The organism is Rhodocytophaga aerolata (assembly GCF_030503435.1).
Classification (GTDB): Bacteria; Bacteroidota; Bacteroidia; order Cytophagales; family 172606-1; genus Rhodocytophaga; species Rhodocytophaga aerolata.
The window spans coordinates 46,410-65,433 of sequence record NZ_JAUKPO010000031.1 but is presented as its reverse complement, the minus strand read 5'-3'; the positions used below and the strand labels follow the sequence as shown (position 1 = coordinate 65,433).

The 19,024-nt window shown below is 42.8% G+C and carries 4 protein-coding genes; all 4 read left to right on the top strand.

Annotation, left to right across the window (positions count from 1 at the left end):
• The first annotated feature begins 203 nt into the window (after positions 1–203).
• The 4 genes from Q0590_RS29795 (at position 204) to Q0590_RS29780 (ending at position 19,016) form a co-directional block, all read left to right on the top strand.
• Complete coding sequence (locus tag Q0590_RS29795; RefSeq protein WP_302041305.1) at positions 204–2,456, top strand: WG repeat-containing protein; 2,253 nt, start codon at positions 204–206, stop codon at positions 2,454–2,456.
• Positions 2,457–2,507: 51 nt separating this feature from the next.
• Positions 2,508–4,535 carry an OmpA family protein gene (locus tag Q0590_RS29790; protein ID WP_302041304.1) on the top strand — a complete coding sequence of 676 codons (2,028 nt, stop codon included), beginning with the start codon at positions 2,508–2,510 and terminating at the stop codon, positions 4,533–4,535.
• 740 nt (positions 4,536–5,275) lie between these two features.
• The gene (locus tag Q0590_RS29785) at positions 5,276–5,650 is read left to right on the top strand and encodes a hypothetical protein (RefSeq protein ID WP_302041303.1); all 375 of its coding nucleotides are present in this window, start codon (positions 5,276–5,278) and stop codon (positions 5,648–5,650) included.
• A gap of 4 nt (positions 5,651–5,654) precedes the next feature.
• A complete protein-coding gene (locus Q0590_RS29780; RefSeq protein ID WP_302041302.1) occupies positions 5,655–19,016 on the top strand; it encodes a T9SS type B sorting domain-containing protein in 13,362 nt (4,453 codons plus the stop codon).
• The last annotated feature ends 8 nt before the right edge of the window (positions 19,017–19,024 follow it).

The following is a 19,024-nucleotide window of genomic DNA, read 5'->3' as shown; positions in this document are numbered from 1 at the left end:
TTTTGTGGTTTTATGAGATAGCTTATAGGCCAATAGGTTTTATTAGCTACTTATACATTACATCATACAGGCATGTGAAAGAGGGCAAAGTAGGATAGCTATGTTTATGGATACTTGAAAATTTAATAAATTTGATTGTAACAAACCTATCCTAGCCGCTTAATACTTGTTTTACATGCTGTGAGTGTCTTATCCATTTTTGTATGTCCAGAAGATTTCTCTATCTCTGTCTTGTCCTTTTTTACACGGCTGTGTTTTCAACACTTTTAGCGCATCCGGTAGAAGAATTTCTTGTTCCAAAACGTAGTGCTAATGGCTTGTATGGCTACACAAATACCGCGGGTGAATTTGTAATAAAACCACAATTCGACCAGGCCATGCCATTCACCAATGGAATAGCCAGAGTAAAAGTCCGCGCACATTGGCGGCTGATCAGTACCAAGGGTAAGTTTGTCAACAAATCGTTATACGAAGACATTAGTGAATTCCGCAAGGGAGTAGCTATTATCAAAAAGAGAGAAAGCCTGGCATCTGCTACCGTACTTTCAGGCTTAGTTACTAGTAAGGGAACAGAGGTAATAGAACCTAAGTATCACTACTTTACCCCCGCCTCCGACTTTTCAATATACATAGTAGGCATCAAAGAAGCAGTTCAAGGCAAAGAAGAAGCCAGAGTACGTTTCGGCGTGCTGGATGCGAATGGCAAATCAGTGATTCCGGTTAATTTTCAGGCCATCAGAGAGTATAACTTCAAGCTTTTCGCTGTAAAAAATTCAATGGGTAACTGGCAGGTATATACAAACGAAGGGCTTCCAGTATTTGCCGGAACTTACACAGATATACAAGAATTTGACGAGCAACTGGCTACCGTTAAGCAAAATGGCAAATGGGGGGTGCTGCAACGCAATGGCGAAATGGTTGTAAAACCATTGTACAAGCAAATTATAAAAAAAGGAGCTAACTCATATGACCTGGTGAGTTTTACTCAATGGAAAGTTGTTTCCAGAAAGAAAGAAGATTTGTTTACCAGCGAATACGATAATCTACAACCCTTAAACAACGAAATTTATGGCTACCAATACATGGGCAAATATGGGTTGCTTAATGAAAAAGGAAATAAGATCAGCGAACCACTCTACGATGAAATAACGCCTTTTGTAAAAGATCTGGCCCTTGTTAAAAGCGGAACTGCGTATGGTATTATCAGTAAAAGAGGCGAGTTAGTAGTACCGGCCAAATATCAGGCAATTGTAATTGATAGTAGTTCCAATGTAGTGAAGGCAAAAGAAGCCGGTAAATGGGGAATTATGAATAAATCTGGTAAAGCTATTACGCCGTTTATTTACGAGGAAATTAAACTACAACCCTATGGCCTTTTTGCTGTCAAGCAAGGCAGCCAGTGGTATTTACTGGATGCCACCGGCCGTGTTGCCGGCAGTTCTTCCTATGATGATATACAGGACTTTAAGGGCTTATATGCCATAGTGAAAAAGCAGGGACAATCCGGCCTGATTAACTCCAGAGGAAGCTGGGCCATTGAGCCTATGTACGACAGCCTGCGGATGATGAGCCCACAAACGGTACTCTATTTCTCCAGAGGCAGGTCGGGAATTATTAATCTGTTTACCAAACAAACCGTTTTTTCTGCAGAAAACATAGAACCTTTAAATGCTAGTTTATATAAAACAAGCTTTGATGGAAAAACAGGTATGTATGATTACCGCGGGTACATGGTGCTATCTATGGAGTATGATTATATATCTGGCGTAACCAAAGACAGCATCTTAACTGTAGAGAAAGATGGAAAGAAAGGGTTAATGAGTTTGCAGGGAAAAACAATTCTAAAACCCAGCCAACTTTATCAGGAGTTACACGTAATGCGTGAGGAAAGAGTAGGCATAAAACTCAACAACAAATACGGCTTCATAGACCGCAACGGGAAGCTTCGCATAGCCAACCGGTATGAAGGAATAGGAAGTTTTTCTGAAAATATGGCCGCAGTTAAAATACGCGGAAGGTGGGGCTTTATTGACAAGGCAGAGGAGTTGAGAGTGCAGTGTATGTATGATGAAGTACAGGATTTTCGTAAAGGTACTGCACCAGTTAAGCGGGATGGGAAGTGGGGATTTGTAAACAAGGCAGGCCGGGAAACGGTAAAGCCCCAGTATGAATCTATTCAGCTATTACCTACCGGACGTTACCGGGTAACGAGAGATGGGAAAAAAGGCTTAGTTACCGAAGCCGGAAGGGAGTTATACATTACCAAATTTGACCTGGTAGAGGATCTGGGCAACGATTTAATTCTACTCTCACGCAACGGGAAATTTGGTTTATCAGACATGAATGGCCTGGATGTTGTTCCACTCATATATGACCATTTGTATGTGGATTCCTCGAAAAATATATTTATCTTAGGGGTAGTGCCACCAATACAATCGTTTAATTTTCGCCCTTAGGTAGAAAGTGATGCGGAGTCATCTGGCCGTTTATATATAATCTATCTGCAGATGAAGAAATATTTATACCTAACCACCTTAATTTTTTGTGTCTTTGCGCAGTTGAAAGCGCAGGATGTGCAGTGGGCATCGCGGGTAGTAGGCTTTTCATCCGAATACCAGGACCCTAAAATGCCTAAACAGTACGGCGCATCACAAATACTTGGCAAACCCAGCAAATTGCCACAAATAGGTAGCAGTCCTTGTGCCTGGCGTCCTGCACAAGAAAGTAACCCTGCCGGTGAATGGATAAAAGTAGCCTATAGTAATCCGCAGCCGGTAAAACAAATAGCCATTGCCGAAAACCTCAATGCCGGCAGTATCAACCGGATTTACGCCTACGATGCCCAAGATAAAGAGTATCTGGTGTATGAAAACAAAAAAGATACTACCCGTGTAAACGGCCGCATGTCTACTATTTATATCAAAGAAACGCCTTATAAAGTAGCTGCTGTAAAAGTAGTATTGAATACAGCCCGCATCCGGGGTGCCAGCCAGTTAGATGCCATCGGAATATCTTCTTCGGAGCAAAAAATAGAGGCCAGTATTAATCTTGGTAAAAATGCTTCTACACAAGCTGCCACACAAGTAAAACGGGAAAATCTAGGCAAGAACATTAATAGCTTGTATGATGAAATTTGCCCGGTGATCTCTCCGGATGGAAAGAGCCTGTATTTTACCCGTGCTATGCATCCTGGCAATGTATCGCCAGACCAGGATATTTGGGTAGCAAAGATAGAGGCCAATGGCAGTTTTGGTCCAGCCAAAAACATAGGTTCTCCCATCAATACTCATCAGCATAACTCTTCTTTTTCTATCACACCAGATGGCAATACGATGCTGCTCAACAACCGGTATATGTCAGACGGCACGCTTCGAAAAGGGTTATCCATTACCAGGCGTATGGCCAATGGCGAATGGGGCTTTCCGGAACCAGTACAGATCAGAAATTACTACAACAATAATGAGTATGCAGAGTTTTCGATGGCCCAGAATGGGAAGGTATTAGTTATGACTGCTCAGCGGGAAGATTCCTATGGATCTAAAGATTTGTATGTATCTTTTCTGCAAGCCGATAAAACCTGGAGCGAACCCAAAAATATGGGACCTGTAGTGAATACTGCCGATGGAGAAATTTCTCCCTTTATTGCTTCTGATGGAGTTAGCCTGTATTATTCTACAGGAGGATTGAGTGGCTATGGAAATATGGATGTGTTTGTAACGAAACGCCTGGATGATACCTGGACAAACTGGTCTGAACCGCAAAATTTAGGTCCGGCTATTAATTCAGATGCCTGGGATACCTATTATACAATTCCTGCCTCCGGCGATTATGCTTACTTTGTGTCAGATAAAAATTCGAATGGGGAGAATGATATTTTCCGCATTAAGTTAGATAAATCAGTGCAGCCTGATCCGGTAGCCCTGGTTTATGGTAATGTATATGATGCCAGCACCAAACAACCCCTTCAAGCTAGCATTACTTACGAAAGTTTACCCAAGGGAGGAGAAGCAGGTTCAGCTACTGCCAATCCTATATCGGACGGATATAAAGTGGTACTTCCATTAAAATATAAATATTCCTTTACAGCTAAGGCAGATGGGTTCATGGCTGCTGAAGAAGAGATAGACCTGACAGCTGAAACTACTTACAGAGAAATACGCAAAGATTTATACCTGACTCCTTTGGAAGTGGGGCAGCATGTACGGTTGAATCATATTTACTTTGAACAGAGTGAATATAAACTATTGGAAGAGTCTTTTGAAGAGCTTAACAAAGTGGCGGCTTTGCTGAAAGAAAATCCTTCTATGGAAATACAACTGGAGGGCCATACAGATAATGTCGGCGATTTTAACCTGAATGTAGCCCTCTCACGGAACCGGGTACAAGCCGTGCGGGAATATCTCGTAAACAAAGGAATAGATGGCAACCGCATACAGTTTAAAGGCTATGGAAGCACCCGGCCCATTGCCAGTAACGCTAACGAAAATACAAGGAAGCAAAACAGAAGAGTAGAGTTTATGATCATGAAAAAGTAGAAAATTCACTCTGGTTTTGAACTAATGAGGTAATCAAATACAATTAACCACACAGTTTACCAAAAAAGCCCTCCGGTTCCGGAGGGCTTTTTTGGTTTTTAAGTAAGTAGAAAATTGTACAGAATTTTAGAAAGGCAGCAATTTGGTTATGGATTCTTGCTTTGTAAACAAAACGAACAACTGCCAAATTCTTTTTTTGCGGTTACCTCTCTCCATTTTCAACCTCCCGCACAGGTATCTCATTAAGGCTACTGCCTACCAACACTGCCAGGTAATTATAGAGAAATACTCGTCCAATATTACACAATCCTGCTTGCTCTTACCCCCCTCAAAAGCTTAAAAATTACCTTATTAAAGTACATGCGTAACGAAAGACATTGAATCTAAAACTGCTCCAAAATCAGGCATAGTAAATTGAAGTATACAAAATAGACAATCTATGCCATCTGCCATTTCAATTGTAACCGCATTATTTCCCTGTTCTGCCTTGCTGCTCTTGTTTTGGGCAGTTGGCTATCAGCTGATAGGGCTTAGTAAAGGCTATAGAGCTGTAATCAGCATTCCTGTAAAGCAAAGCAAGGGTTGCATGGTTAGGAGAAAGCAGTCTTCAAATGAAGGAAGAATAGACTGGTAAGCAGGTAAAACATTACGGAGTTGCCGCAGAAATGCAGCAGATTTTACATACGAATTAGAAAAATATCTATACAAAGCTCGAGAATACAAATAACATACTCAGGACCATGAAGACCCATTATACATCTTTACTCTTTTTACTGCTCATAAGCTTGCTATGTCTCAGTGCGGATAGTTTTGGACAGTGCCCGATAAAATTTGATTATGCGGTAGAGAAAAGTATAAAAAATACACCGGGTGGTAAAATTTACCTCACTTTGAAAGAAGGATCACCTGCCTTTGAATTTAAATTATTTGACTTATACCAGGATAAAGTAGTTCAGGTAAAAACCATTACTTCAATGAAAACAGGTGAGAAAACACTGGTTTTTCAAAATCTTCCTGCTTCTTCTTATCTCATTCATGTCTATACCAAAAATTGTGATAAACCTATCACGCTAGGCAAACTTTCAGGAATAGTAGTAGACAATAATGGCCAATAATATCATGAGGAACTATTTACATATATTAGCATTTCTTGTAAGTTACCTGGCTGCGGTCCCATTATTTGCTCAATGCCCGACAGCAGACAAAGTAGAGTTGAGCTTTACAGATGCTACCTGTGCTGGTGCTAACGATGGTACTATTACAGTTGTCTTGAATGATGCCGTGGGGCCATTTGGATTCCAATTGTACGATTTAATTTTAGACCAGTACGTTACACTAGCTGTAACCAGAACTGTTTCTCCAGCCAATAAGGTAGTATTCTCAAGAGTACCTCCTTCATCCTATGCCGTAGCTGTTTTTAAGTCAGGCTGTAATAGTCCTAATCCTGCGTTAGTAATCAGCAATGGCCTGGGTATTATCGTTAGTGAACCTGCTCCCCTGACTTTGGCCGTTACAGCACAAACAAATATTACTGGCTGTTTTGGCGATGCAACAGGTAGCTTTAGCGTAAGAGCAAATGGGGGCAACGGAAGTTACCAGTACGCAGTAAACGGAGGAGCTTTTAGCACAGCAAGTTCATTTGCCGGATTAACTGCAGGAACCTATACCGTACAAGTAAAAGATGCCAAAGATTGTACACAAGATATTAGTGTAGAAATCACTCAGCCTTCGCAACTAACAGCCTCAATTTCTTCACAAGTAAATCCGACCTGTAATGGAGCAGGAACTGGTAGTATAACCGTAGCAGCAACAGGAGGGACGGCAGGCTATGAGTATGCCATCAATAGTGGCAGCTTTAGTAGCGCAAGTGTTTTCAGCAACCTGACAGCCGGTAATTATACGATTCAGGTTAGAGACAGCAAAGGGTGTTTCGCTACTTTGCCTGTAATTACCTTAACAGAGCCTCCGGTACTGACCCTTACGTTAACATCGAAAGCCGATATAACAAGTTGCTTTGGAGACAGCACAGGCGAGATTGTGGTCACAGCTGCAGGCGGTACAGCCGGCTACACCTATTCAGTGAATGGGGGAGCTTTTGCTGCCGGAACAGGCACTTTCAGCAACCTAGCGGCCGGTAACTATACTATTGTCGTGCGCGATGCCAATGGCTGCAGTGCTAGTTTAGCTCCGGTGACTATTACCCAACCTACCCAAGTAGCCATTGCACTTGTATCCAAGAAAGATATAGAAGCTTGTTTTGGAGACAGCACAGGCGAGATTGTGGTAGCAGCTAGTGGCGGCACACCAGGTTACGAATATTCCATCAATGGAGCAGCTTTTGTAGCCAGTGCAAGTTTCAGCGGTTTAGTGGCTGGCGACTACAGCATTCAGGTAAGAGACAGCAAAGGGTGTTTCGCTACTTTACCTACTATCACTCTTGCCCAGCCAATGGCTCTAACGGCTACTTTAGCATCCCAGTCTAATCCATCGTGTTTTGGAAATACAAACGGAAGCATAACTCTAACTACTACTGGCGGAACACCCGGCTATGAATATTCCATCAATGGCGGCACTTTTGTAGCCGGAACAGGTAGTTTCAATGGGTTAACAGCTGGTGACTATACAATTATAGTTAGAGACAATAAAAATTGTCAGGTTAGCCTGCCTACTATAACATTAACCCAACCTGATATATTAGCTATAACCCTTACCAGCACAACACAAATTACTGGATGTTTTGGTGAGGCTACCGGACAAATTATAACAGATGTAACCGGAGGCACACCAGGCTATGAATATTCCATTAATGGCGGAGCTTTTGCTGCCGGAACAGGTAGTTTTGCCAGTTTGCTTGCAGGGAATTATACGATTGTGGTGAGAGATGCTAATGGATGTACGGCTACACTTCCAACAGTCACACTTACACAACCTGACCAAATTGCAATTAGTCTTGTTTCTACGTCAAATATTGAGAATTGTAATGGAGAGGCTACCGGAGAAATTGTAGTAACTGCTAGTGGCGGTACCCCTGGCTATGAATATTCCATTAATGGAGCAGCTTTTGTAGCTAATTCAGGTTCATTTACCGGGTTAACCGCCGGAACATATACTGTTGCAGTAAGAGATAGCAAAGGATGCGAGGTAAGCTTAGCACCAGTAACAATTACCCAGCCTGCTGCATTGACAGCTTCTATCAGTTCTCAAACTAACATAACCTGTAATGGCGAAAATACAGGCAGTATTACCGTAGCAGCCTCGGGTGGCACAGCTACATATACCTATTCTATTAATGGTGGGGCCTTTGTTACAACGAATATTTTCAACAACTTACCTGCTGGTGACTATACCATACGCGTAAAGGACAGTAAAGATTGCCAGGTAACTTTATCTACAGTAACTATAACGGAGCCTGCTTTATTAACTATTGCCTTAACTTCCCAAACAGATATAACAACTTGCTTTGGAGACAGCACAGGGGAGATTGTGGTCACAGCTGCAGGCGGTACAGCCGGCTACACCTATTCAGTGAATGGGGGAGCTTTTGCTGCCGGAACAGGCACTTTCAGCAACCTAGCGGCCGGTAACTATACTATTGTCGTGCGCGATGCCAATGGCTGCAGTGCTAGTTTAGCTCCGGTGACTATTACCCAACCTACCCAAGTAGCCATTGCACTTGTATCCAAGAAAGATATAGAAGCTTGTTTTGGAGACAGCACAGGCGAGATTGTGGTAGCAGCTAGTGGCGGCACACCAGGTTACGAATATTCCATCAATGGAGCAGCTTTTGTAGCCAGTGCAAGTTTCAGCGGTTTAGTGGCTGGCGACTACAGCATTCAGGTAAGAGACAGCAAAGGGTGTTTCGCTACTTTACCTACTATCACTCTTGCCCAGCCAACGGCTCTAACCATAAGCTTACTTACCAAAACGGATGTATCTTGTAAAGATGGAAACAATGGTAGTATTTCAGTGGCTGCATCAGGTGGTACAGCGGATTATACATATTCTATTAACGGAGGAAGTTTTACTAATAGTAGTACGTTCTCTAATTTGCCAGCCGGTAACTATACTATAGAAGTACAAGATTCTAAAGGTTGTACTACTGCTTTAGCTACTCAAACAATTACAGAACCTGCTCAGCTACTACTTACTCTGGTTGCTAAAACAGATCCTACTTGTAACGGTCAAAATACAGGTAGCCTTACTGTAGTAGCTTCTGGCGGTACAGCAACCTATGAGTATTCCATTAACGGAGGAAGTTTCGGCAGCAGTGAGGTATTCAATACTTTGTCTGCAGGTACGTACACCATCCGGGTGAGAGATGCTAACGGCTGTACAGCTGAACTAGCCCCACAAACATTAACTGATCCTGCAGTATTATCCGTAAGTGTATCTGCTCAAACAGATCCTACTTGCAATAATGGAAATAATGGAAGTATTACTATTAATGGTACCGGAGGTACTGCACCTTATGAATATGCCATAAACAATGGTAGTTACAGCACAAGTAATGTATTTTCTGGATTAACAGCAGGTACATATACCGTATCTGTAAGAGATGCCAACGGCTGTACAACTGCTGTAGCAGGAGTGGTTGTATCGCAGCCTTCTGCCATTATTGCTGCTGTTGCTTCAACTAACCAGGTGACTTGTGCAGCTGGAACAGATGGAAGCATCGGCTTATCTGTATCTGGTGGAAATGCACCCTATACCTACACTATTAATGGAGGGGCATCGGCTGCATTTACAGGTACAATCAATAATTTATCAGCTGGTAATTATACCATCGTAATAAATGACGCTAACAATTGTACAGTTGCCCTGCCTGTAGTAACTATTACCGAGCCTGCTGCCTTAACCCTGGCCATATCTTCACAAACTGATATTAATGCTTGCACAGGTACAAATTCAGGTAGTGTTACGGTGGTTGCCTCTGGTGGTACGGCGGCTTATTTGTATGCTATTGATGGTGGGTCTTTCAGTGGAAATGCTACATTCAGTAACCTCTCATCAGGCAATCATACCATACAGGTAAGAGATGCCAATAATTGTACAGCACAGATACCTGTAACTATTACTACTACGCCGGGTGTGTTAACAGCAACTGCTGACAAAACCGATCCAACCTGCAATAATAATACCGATGGTACTATCACAATAACTAATGTTTCTGGCGGTTCAGGTTCATATGCGTATAGTGTAGATGGAAGTACTTTCCAAGATTCACCAGTATTTGCCAGTCTTTCAGCCGGAAATTATACAGTTACAGTAGTAGACAAAAATACATCATCTTGTACAGTTACTATTCCCGTAAGCATAGTTGCGCCGGCTACAATAACCGCAACAGCTACGAGTACAAATCCTACTGGATGTGGTATAACTAATGGATCAATCACGGTATCGGCTAGTGGTGGTTCTGGCAGCTATACCTATTCGCTAGATGGCACTAGCTTTGTCAATAATGCTACCTTCTCTAATCTGGCGGCTGGTACTTATACTATTACTGTAAAAGATGCTAATTCTTGTACGTATACATTGCCAGCTACTACCCTGACAGCACCAAGTTCGGTAATAATTAATCTGATAAGTAAAACAGACGTAAAATGCACCGGAGAAAACAGTGGTAGTATTTCTGTAGCAGGTTCCGGTGGTACCTCTCCGTACACCTATTCCATAGATGGAAATACTTTTGTCTCTAACAATATTTTTAGTAACATGGCTGCAGGTACCTATGATAAAATAACTGTCAAAGATGCCAATGGCTGTACCGCTGTTTTACCAGCTCAATCAATTTTGCAACCTACTTTACTTACTATCAGCTTAACATCGAAAACTGACCCAGGTTGTTCAGCAGGTAACACAGGAAATATAATAGTAGCAGTTAATGGCGGGGTAAGCCCATATCAATATTCCATTAATGGAGGCAGCTTTACATCAGGTACTGGCACTTTCTCTAATTTAGCAGCCGGAGACTATACAATTCAGGTACAAGATGCCAATAACTGTACTATTTCGTTACCAACTGTTTCATTAACTTCAACAACGTTAACAGCGGTAATAGAGGGAGTAGCTCCTACCGGGTGTACTGCCCAGGATGGTTCTATTACTGTCAGCAGTGTCAATGGCGGCAGTGCTCCCTATCAATACAGCTTAGATGGAACCACTTTCTCGACAGATAATAGCTTTGCTAACCTATCTGATGGCAGCTACACCGTCTACATCCGCGATGCTGCCGGTTGTCAGATCTCTCAATCACAGACGCTGACAAGTGCCGGAGGTCTAACTGCCAGAGTAACGCCGATGGCTGAGAGTGCCTGTGGAAACAATGATGGCATGATCATGGTCAGCTCGGTAAGTGGGGGCAGTGCTCCTTACAACTTCTACATTGACTTAGCAGGCAATGGCGTGTTTGTAGCCAATCCCATAGGCATCAACAGCAACTTGTTTACCGGACTAAACGGAAAACAGTCATACAGAATCCGTATCGAAGCTTCCAATGGCTGTAGCTATACCAGTGAGGCCGTGACCATTCCTTCATCTTGTCCTTGCAGTTTGACAGCAAGTGTGCAGAGCCAACAGGATGTTACTTGTCATGGGGCAAGTGATGGAAGGGTAAGTGTGCAGGTGAGTGGGGGCAGTGGCAGCTATGAATACAGCTTGGATGGCGTAGCTTATCAGGCGGTGGCTAGTTTCACAGGCTTAGCAGCTGGCAGTTACACCATCTATGTCAGAGATGTAGCGGATAATGCTTGTAGCACTAGCTTGAATCTTGCTATTTCCCAACCACAAGCGTTAACGGCAACTTTATCAACCAGCAATCCTACTACTTGTTCGAACAATGATGGCTCTATCACAATTGCTACGGTAAATGGTGGAACTGCACCCTATAGCTATAGTCTGGATAATACTACTTTTCAAACGACAACAACTTTCCTAGGCATAGCCAATGGCAGTTATACAGTGTACATAAAAGACGCTAGGGGTTGTACTATTACTCTACCAGCAAATTTGACAAGTGTCCCAGGATTTACAGCTACCGCTTCAACGTTAAATGTTACTTGTAATGGAGCTACAGATGGCAGCATCACGGTTGATAATGTAAGTGGCGGAAGTGGAAATTATGAGTATAGTCTGGATGGTACTACTTTCCAGAATAGTGCTACGTTTACAGACCTTGCAAGTAGGAATTATACCGTTACTATAAGAGATATTTCTACAACTTGTATTACCACAGTTGGTGTAGTGGTAAATGAGCCTGCCTTGTTAGTTATTAGTTTAACTGCAAAAACAAATGTGACGGGTTGCAATGGGGAGTCTAATGGAGAGATAACCACAAACGTTAGTGGCGGTACCAGTCCATATACCTATTCAGTAAATGGTGTTGATTTTGTTTCCGGCACAGGTGTATTCAACAATCTTCCTGCCGGAACCTATACCATTATCGTAAAAGATGCCAATGGATGTACAGCTACACTGGCTCCTCAGCAAATAACACAGCCAGCGCCTCTTGCCATTAGCCTGGCTTCTAAAACAGATATTTCTTGCGGAAATGGAAAGGATGGTTCCATTACTGTATCAGCAAATGGAGGCTCTGGTAGTTACACATACTCAATAGATGGAACTACCTTCATTAATAGTGCTACTTTCGCTAATCTGGCTGCTGGTACGTATACTGTTACTGTAAAAGATGCCGGTGCTTGTATAGCTGTGTTAAGCGGTGTTACAATTTCTTCTTCATCAACCATCACGGCTACTATTAATGCTATCAATCCCTCTAGTTGTGAGGCAAACGATGGCATGTTTACTATTAGCAATGTGACTGGTGGTACCGCTCCCTATAGTTACAGCCTGGATGGTACCAATTATCAGCCTTCCCAATTCTTTATAGGCTTATCTGCCGGATCATATGTAGTCTATATTAAAGATGCTAAAGGATGTGTAACAAGTCAGCCAAGGAACCTGATAGCTCTGGATGGAGTAGTTGCTACAGCAACAGTTTCGGATGAAACTGCTTGTAACCTGGCAGATGGTAGCATTACCATTACTGCTTCTGGTTCTACAGGATATACATATTATATTAATGGAAATCCTAATCCGGCTGGTGCAGGTGAAAGTGTATTCTCAGGTCTGATTCCTGCAGTTTATACTATCAAAGTAGTAGATGCCAATAGTTGTGAATTTATTTTAAGCAATGTTACCGTTGGAACCGGATGTACTCCAACCTGTACATTAGCCGCTACAGCACAAGTAAATAATGTGTTTTGCGCTGGTGACGACAATGGAAGCATCGTATTAACTACTACCGGAGGCACAGCTCCGTATACTTATTCTACGGATGGAGTTACTTTTGTAAGTACTAGCACCTTTGCTGGTTTAGCAGCCGGAGATTACACATTTATTATCAGAGATGCAGCGAATTGTGAAGTAACAGTAACAGCTACGATTACAGAACCTGCAGCCTTGACAGCGGTAATAGAGGGAGTAGCTCCTACCGGGTGTACTGCCCAGGATGGTTCTATTACTGTCAGCAGTGTCAATGGCGGCAGTGCTCCCTATCAATACAGCTTAGATGGAACCACTTTCTCGACAGATAATAGCTTTGCTAACCTATCTGATGGCAGCTACACCGTCTACATCCGCGATGCTGCCGGTTGTCAGATCTCTCAATCACAGACGCTGACAAGTGCCGGAGGTCTAACTGCCAGAGTAACGCCGATGGCTGAGAGTGCCTGTGGAAACAATGATGGCATGATCATGGTCAGCTCGGTAAGTGGGGGCAGTGCTCCTTACAACTTCTACATTGACTTAGCAGGCAATGGCGTGTTTGTAGCCAATCCCATAGGCATCAACAGCAACTTGTTTACCGGACTAAACGGAAAACAGTCATACAGAATCCGTATCGAAGCTTCCAATGGCTGTAGCTATACCAGTGAGGCCGTGACCATTCCTTCATCTTGTCCTTGCAGTTTGACAGCAAGTGTGCAGAGCCAACAGGATGTTACTTGTCATGGGGCAAGTGATGGAAGGGTAAGTGTGCAGGTGAGTGGGGGCAGTGGCAGCTATGAATACAGCTTGGATGGCGTAGCTTATCAGGCGGTGGCTAGTTTCACAGGCTTAGCAGCTGGCAGTTACACCATCTATGTCAGAGATGTAGCGGATAATGCTTGTAGCACTAGCTTGAATCTTGCTATTTCCCAACCACAAGCGTTAGCAATCAGCTTAATAGCTAAGGCCGATGTAACAGGTTGCAATGGGAATACGAATGGGTCAATCACAGTAGGAGCAACAGGCGGAACGTCAAACTATACCTATTCTTTAGATGGTGTCATATTCGCAGCAAGCAATACCTTTAACGGATTACAAGCAGGTATCTACAATACAATTACTGTGAAAGATGCCAATGGCTGTACCGCTGTGCTGCCTGCTGTAACCATCACCCAGCCAGATGCAATCATGGCTGATATCACCGGAAGTAATCCAACCGCTTGCAGTACTACAGATGGCACCATTACCATACGTAATATTAGCGGAGGCAGTGGAACATTTGAATTCAGTATAGATGGTACAACTTACCAGGATGAAACTACCTTCCCAGGTCTGCCAGACGGAGATTATACTATCACTATAAGAGATAAAAATAATACAACCTGTTTCATCACCAAGAATTGGACATTGAACAGTGGAAGTGGATTTATAGCCACGGCATCTTCTACAGCAGAAATTACCTGCGGAGCTAATGATGGTACCATAATAGTTACTGTCAACGGTGGCCAGGCTCCATTCCAATATTTTATAGATGGAGTAATTAATCCAGATGGGGCCGGTAACGAAGTATTCTCAAGGCTTGCGCCAAGTACGTATACAATTCAGGTAGTATCAAATGATGGTTGCTCATATACCCTTTCAGCCACCGTTAATGCTTGCACACCTGTATGCAATTTAACAGCGGAAGCTTACTCTACACCTGTGCTCTGCGATGGAGTAAACAATGGTACCGCTATTTTAGTAAATGTAAGCGGGGGCAGCGGCACGTATGAGTACAGTGTAAATAGTGGGGTTACCTATCAAAATAGTCCGAATTTTAGTAGTCTGGCGGCAGGTACGTATACCATTCTTGTCAGAGACAAAAACAATCCTTCCTGTACCGCTTCTTTCCCGGTTGTGGTAGGTAAGCAATTTAATGTAAGTGGAGTAATTGTGGTTAATAATCCGGAAGCTTGCCAGGATAGAGGAAGTATTGAGTTCCGTTCTGTAGCTGGTGGCACTGCACCCTATACCTACAGTGTAGATGGTATAAGCTTTAGTTCTACAGATGTGTTCCCTAACTTACGGATAGGTATGTATCCTGCTACAATTAAAGATGCCAACGGATGCACATTCACTACAACCGTAGAGATTAAAGGAGCAACTCCTCTAACTGCAAATGCAGTATTATCTAAGCCGATTACTTGCAGCACCGATGCGAATGGTGAGATTACCATTACAGTAAACGGCGGGAGATCACCATATCAATATGCAATAAATGGTGCTTCGTTCGCAGCAGGAAACGGTATATTGACAGGTTTAGCAGCCGGTACTTATACCATTTCTGTGAAAGATGCCAACAACTGTATTACCACTTTAGCAGATGTAATAATAACTGCTCCGGCTGCGATTACTGCCAGTATTTCTGACAGAACAAATCCAACGTGTAGCAGCAATAGTGGAAGTATTACAGTAACAGCCAATGGAGGTTCAGGTACGCTTACCTATTCTATTGACAATGGAGCTACGTTTGTTAGCAACAATAGCTTTACTAACCTGGGCGAAGGTGCTTACAGTCTAATGGTGAAAGATGCGAATGGATGTACTGTAACCTTACCTGTAGTTACCTTAACTATTCCTGTTATTACTGCAACCATTAACGGAAGCAATCCGGCAAACTGTACGACAGCAAACGGAAGCATTACAGTCAATGTAACGAGTGACACAGCACCATATACCTATAGTTTAGATGGAACAACCTATCAAAATGAAGCTACGTTTGCCGGGTTGACTGGAGGGAATTACACGGTGTTCATTAAGGATGGGGCAGGTTGTCAGATTAGCTTGACACAGGATTTAACTGTAGCAGGTGGTATAACAGCAGTTACTTTGAATGCTACCGCTGAAACAGCTTGTGGTGCAAACGATGGAACTATCACTGTCGGTACTATTACAGGTGCAGCTGGACCATATCAGTATTTTATAGATGGTGTACTTAACTCTAACGGTGTGTTTACTGGGTTAGCTCCTAAAACATATTCAATACGGGTGGTAGCAGCCAATGGATGTATATTCACTACAAGTGCTACTGTGAATAATGCATGTGTTCCTACATGTGACTTAACTGCCAGAATAATCAGCTCCCCGGTATTATGCGATGGACAAGCAAATGGTACAGCAGAGTTGATTGAGATTACTGGTGGAAGCGGAAGATATGCCTACAGCATAGACGGAGTTACTTTCCAGGATAGTCCGAACTTTGCAAATCTAGCAGCAGGTACTTATACGATCACTGTCCGAGATAAAAATAAAACGTCTTGTACCGCTTCGTTCACTACAACTGTTACCAGCAAGTTTAATGTAAGTGGAATTATTGTAGTAACAGAGCCGAAAACATGTAATGATAAAGGAAGTATTGAGTTCACCAATGTATCCGGTGGAACAGCTGATTATGCCTTCAGTGTAGATGGTAATACCTTTGGACCGAACACCATGTATGCGAATCTGGACCCAGGTATATATCCGGCTACAATCCGCGATGCAAATAATTGCCGGTTTAGTGTAAACATTACGGTTAGAGGGGTTGAGCCAATTACTGCAACCGTTACACAGTCGGCTCCAGTATCTTGTAGTGGAGAAAACGACGGTAAAATCAAGATTGATAATGTAAAAGGCGGATCAGGTACATTCGTGTATTCTCTGGATGGAACTACCTTCAGCGGAACCCAGGAGTTTACAGGATTGAAAGGTGGTGATTACACCGTATACATCAAAGATCAGAGCGAGAATAGTACTTGTATCAACACGTTCAAAGTAACAGTTGCAGAACCTGCAAAAATGGTAATTGCTTTAACACCAAAGAATCCTTCGACCTGCTCAGTAAGTGATGGAGAAATTTCAGTACAGGTTACTGCAGGCGGTGTGGCTCCGTTTACATACAAGCTTAATAATGGAAGCTTCCAAACAGAAAATACATTTACAGCTCTTTCCGGTGGCGACTATACTGTTACCGTAAGAAGTGCAAATGGATGTACCGCTACATTTACGCAAAGCTTGAAAGTGGCTAATGCTATTGCAGCGAAAGCAGAAGTAGTTAGCTCAGCTTCTTGCAGCGGTAAGCAAGACGGCAGTGCCCGCATCTTTGATGTAACAGGCGGCTCAGGCACGTATGAATACTCTATGGATGGAATAACCTATCAGGTTTCCCCACTATTTACCAATCTGGCTGCAAATACCTATGTGCTGTATGTACGTGATAAAAATCAGACAAATGGATGTACAGCCTCTTACCCGGTGATTGTAACAGAAGCAGCTCAGATTATAGCAGATGTTACAAAGAAAGATCCATCAACTTGTACATCTACGGATGGTGAGATTACTATCGGAACTGTAAGTGGCGGAACAGCTGATTATCTGTATAGTCTAGATAATATTACCTTCGAGAATCGTAAAACCTTCTCGGGCATGGGCAACGGTACCTATACCATCTATGTGAAAGATAGTAAAGGTTGTGTCGCACAATATACCAGAACATTGGCTTCACCAAATGCAGTAACTGTCGGTATACCAACCATTGTTCAGCCTACGTGTAAAGGTGGCACTGATGGTGAGTTAACCATGAATACTGTGGCCAATGGCATAGCACCTTATGAATATAGCATGGATGGTGTTATCTATCAATCTTCAGCGAAATTCACCTCTTTGAAGGCAGGTAAATACACGGTGCGTGTGAAAGATGCTTCCGGCTGTATATATGCATTTAGTTATGAACTTTCACAACCTGAAGGCATCAATTACCAGATCGGTAATATTGCTACTTCTGCATGTGGCGAAGCTACAGGTAAAGTAGAAATTACAAACATAAGCGGCGGTACAGCACCTTACTTGTTCAGTATTGATGGAACTAACTTCCAGGGAAGTCCAGTGTTCGAGAAACTGACAGCCGGACAATACGAATTATTTATCCGGGATAATACACCTTCCGGTTGTGTGGTAAAAGATGTATTTACTATCCCTGGTACAACGGCCATTACCTACAAAGTAGATTCGGTAAGTATTGGTTGTGAGGGTGGCAATAAAGGCAGAATAGTAGTATATGGAATAAAAGGTGGTAACAAGCCTTACCAGGTAAGTTTAGACAATGGCAGCACCTGGCAGTTTGTTCAGAATGACAGCATTGCCTACAATGACCTGGCTCCTAAAATGTATCAGTTGATTATTAAATACGGAGCAAGTTGCCAGACAGCGGTAAGAAATATTAATATTTACTCTGGTGGATTACCTGTGGGTGTAGCCACAACAGCGGCTACCTGCGGTGCGTCCAATGGCAGTGCAACAGCGGTGATGGCAGATGCCTCTAAGAAGTATTTCTATAGTATTGATAACAACCGGTTCCAAGAGTCTCCGGTATTCTTAGACCTGAAAGCTGGCAAATACACCATGTATGTTAGAGAAAGTGCGAATGATCTTTGTCCGAAACAAACAGAGTTTACAGTGGCAGGCCCGGATTCTTTAACATATGACCTGGAGAAAGTAGATTGCTTTGATGTACGGGTGTTGAATATCAAGGGGGGTACTTCTCCATACAGAGTAAGTCTGGATGGCGGCAAAACATTCGTAAGTGGCTATATATTCCCACAAAGTCCTAATTATTTGGCTTCGAATCTGGCTCCTGGCGAATATTCCATTGTAGTAGCGGATGATGCAGGTTGCTCTACAGTTCCGGTTCGTGTTCGCATCGACAATAAGATAACAGCTAAGGTAACTGCTACGCTTTCGTTGCCTGATGAGCCTACCGGAGAGATTAAGATTACGGATATCCGGGGTGGAAACGCACCGTATGAAGTCAGCATAGATGGACGTAACTGGGCAGTGGTAAAAGACAAGACTTTGCCGGTAGATACAGTGATCACCACTCAGCCAATGGGTAAATATGTGGTGTACATCCGGGATGCCAATGGCTGTGTGAAAGAGTATGAGACAGAAATCAAAGAAAGTAAGTTTACCATTCCGAACATCTTTACGCCAAATGGGGATGGAGTAAATGATACGTTCTTCATCCGTAACTTGCCAACCGGTACATTTGTCACTATCTCCAACCGTTGGGGCAAAATTATCTATACAAGCAACAATTACCAGAACGATTGGAATGGCGAAGGCTATGCAGAGGGTATCTACTTTTACACAGTAAATATAGCTGCTCAAGGCCAGTTCAATGGATGGGTAGAAATTAAACGCTAGATAACTGA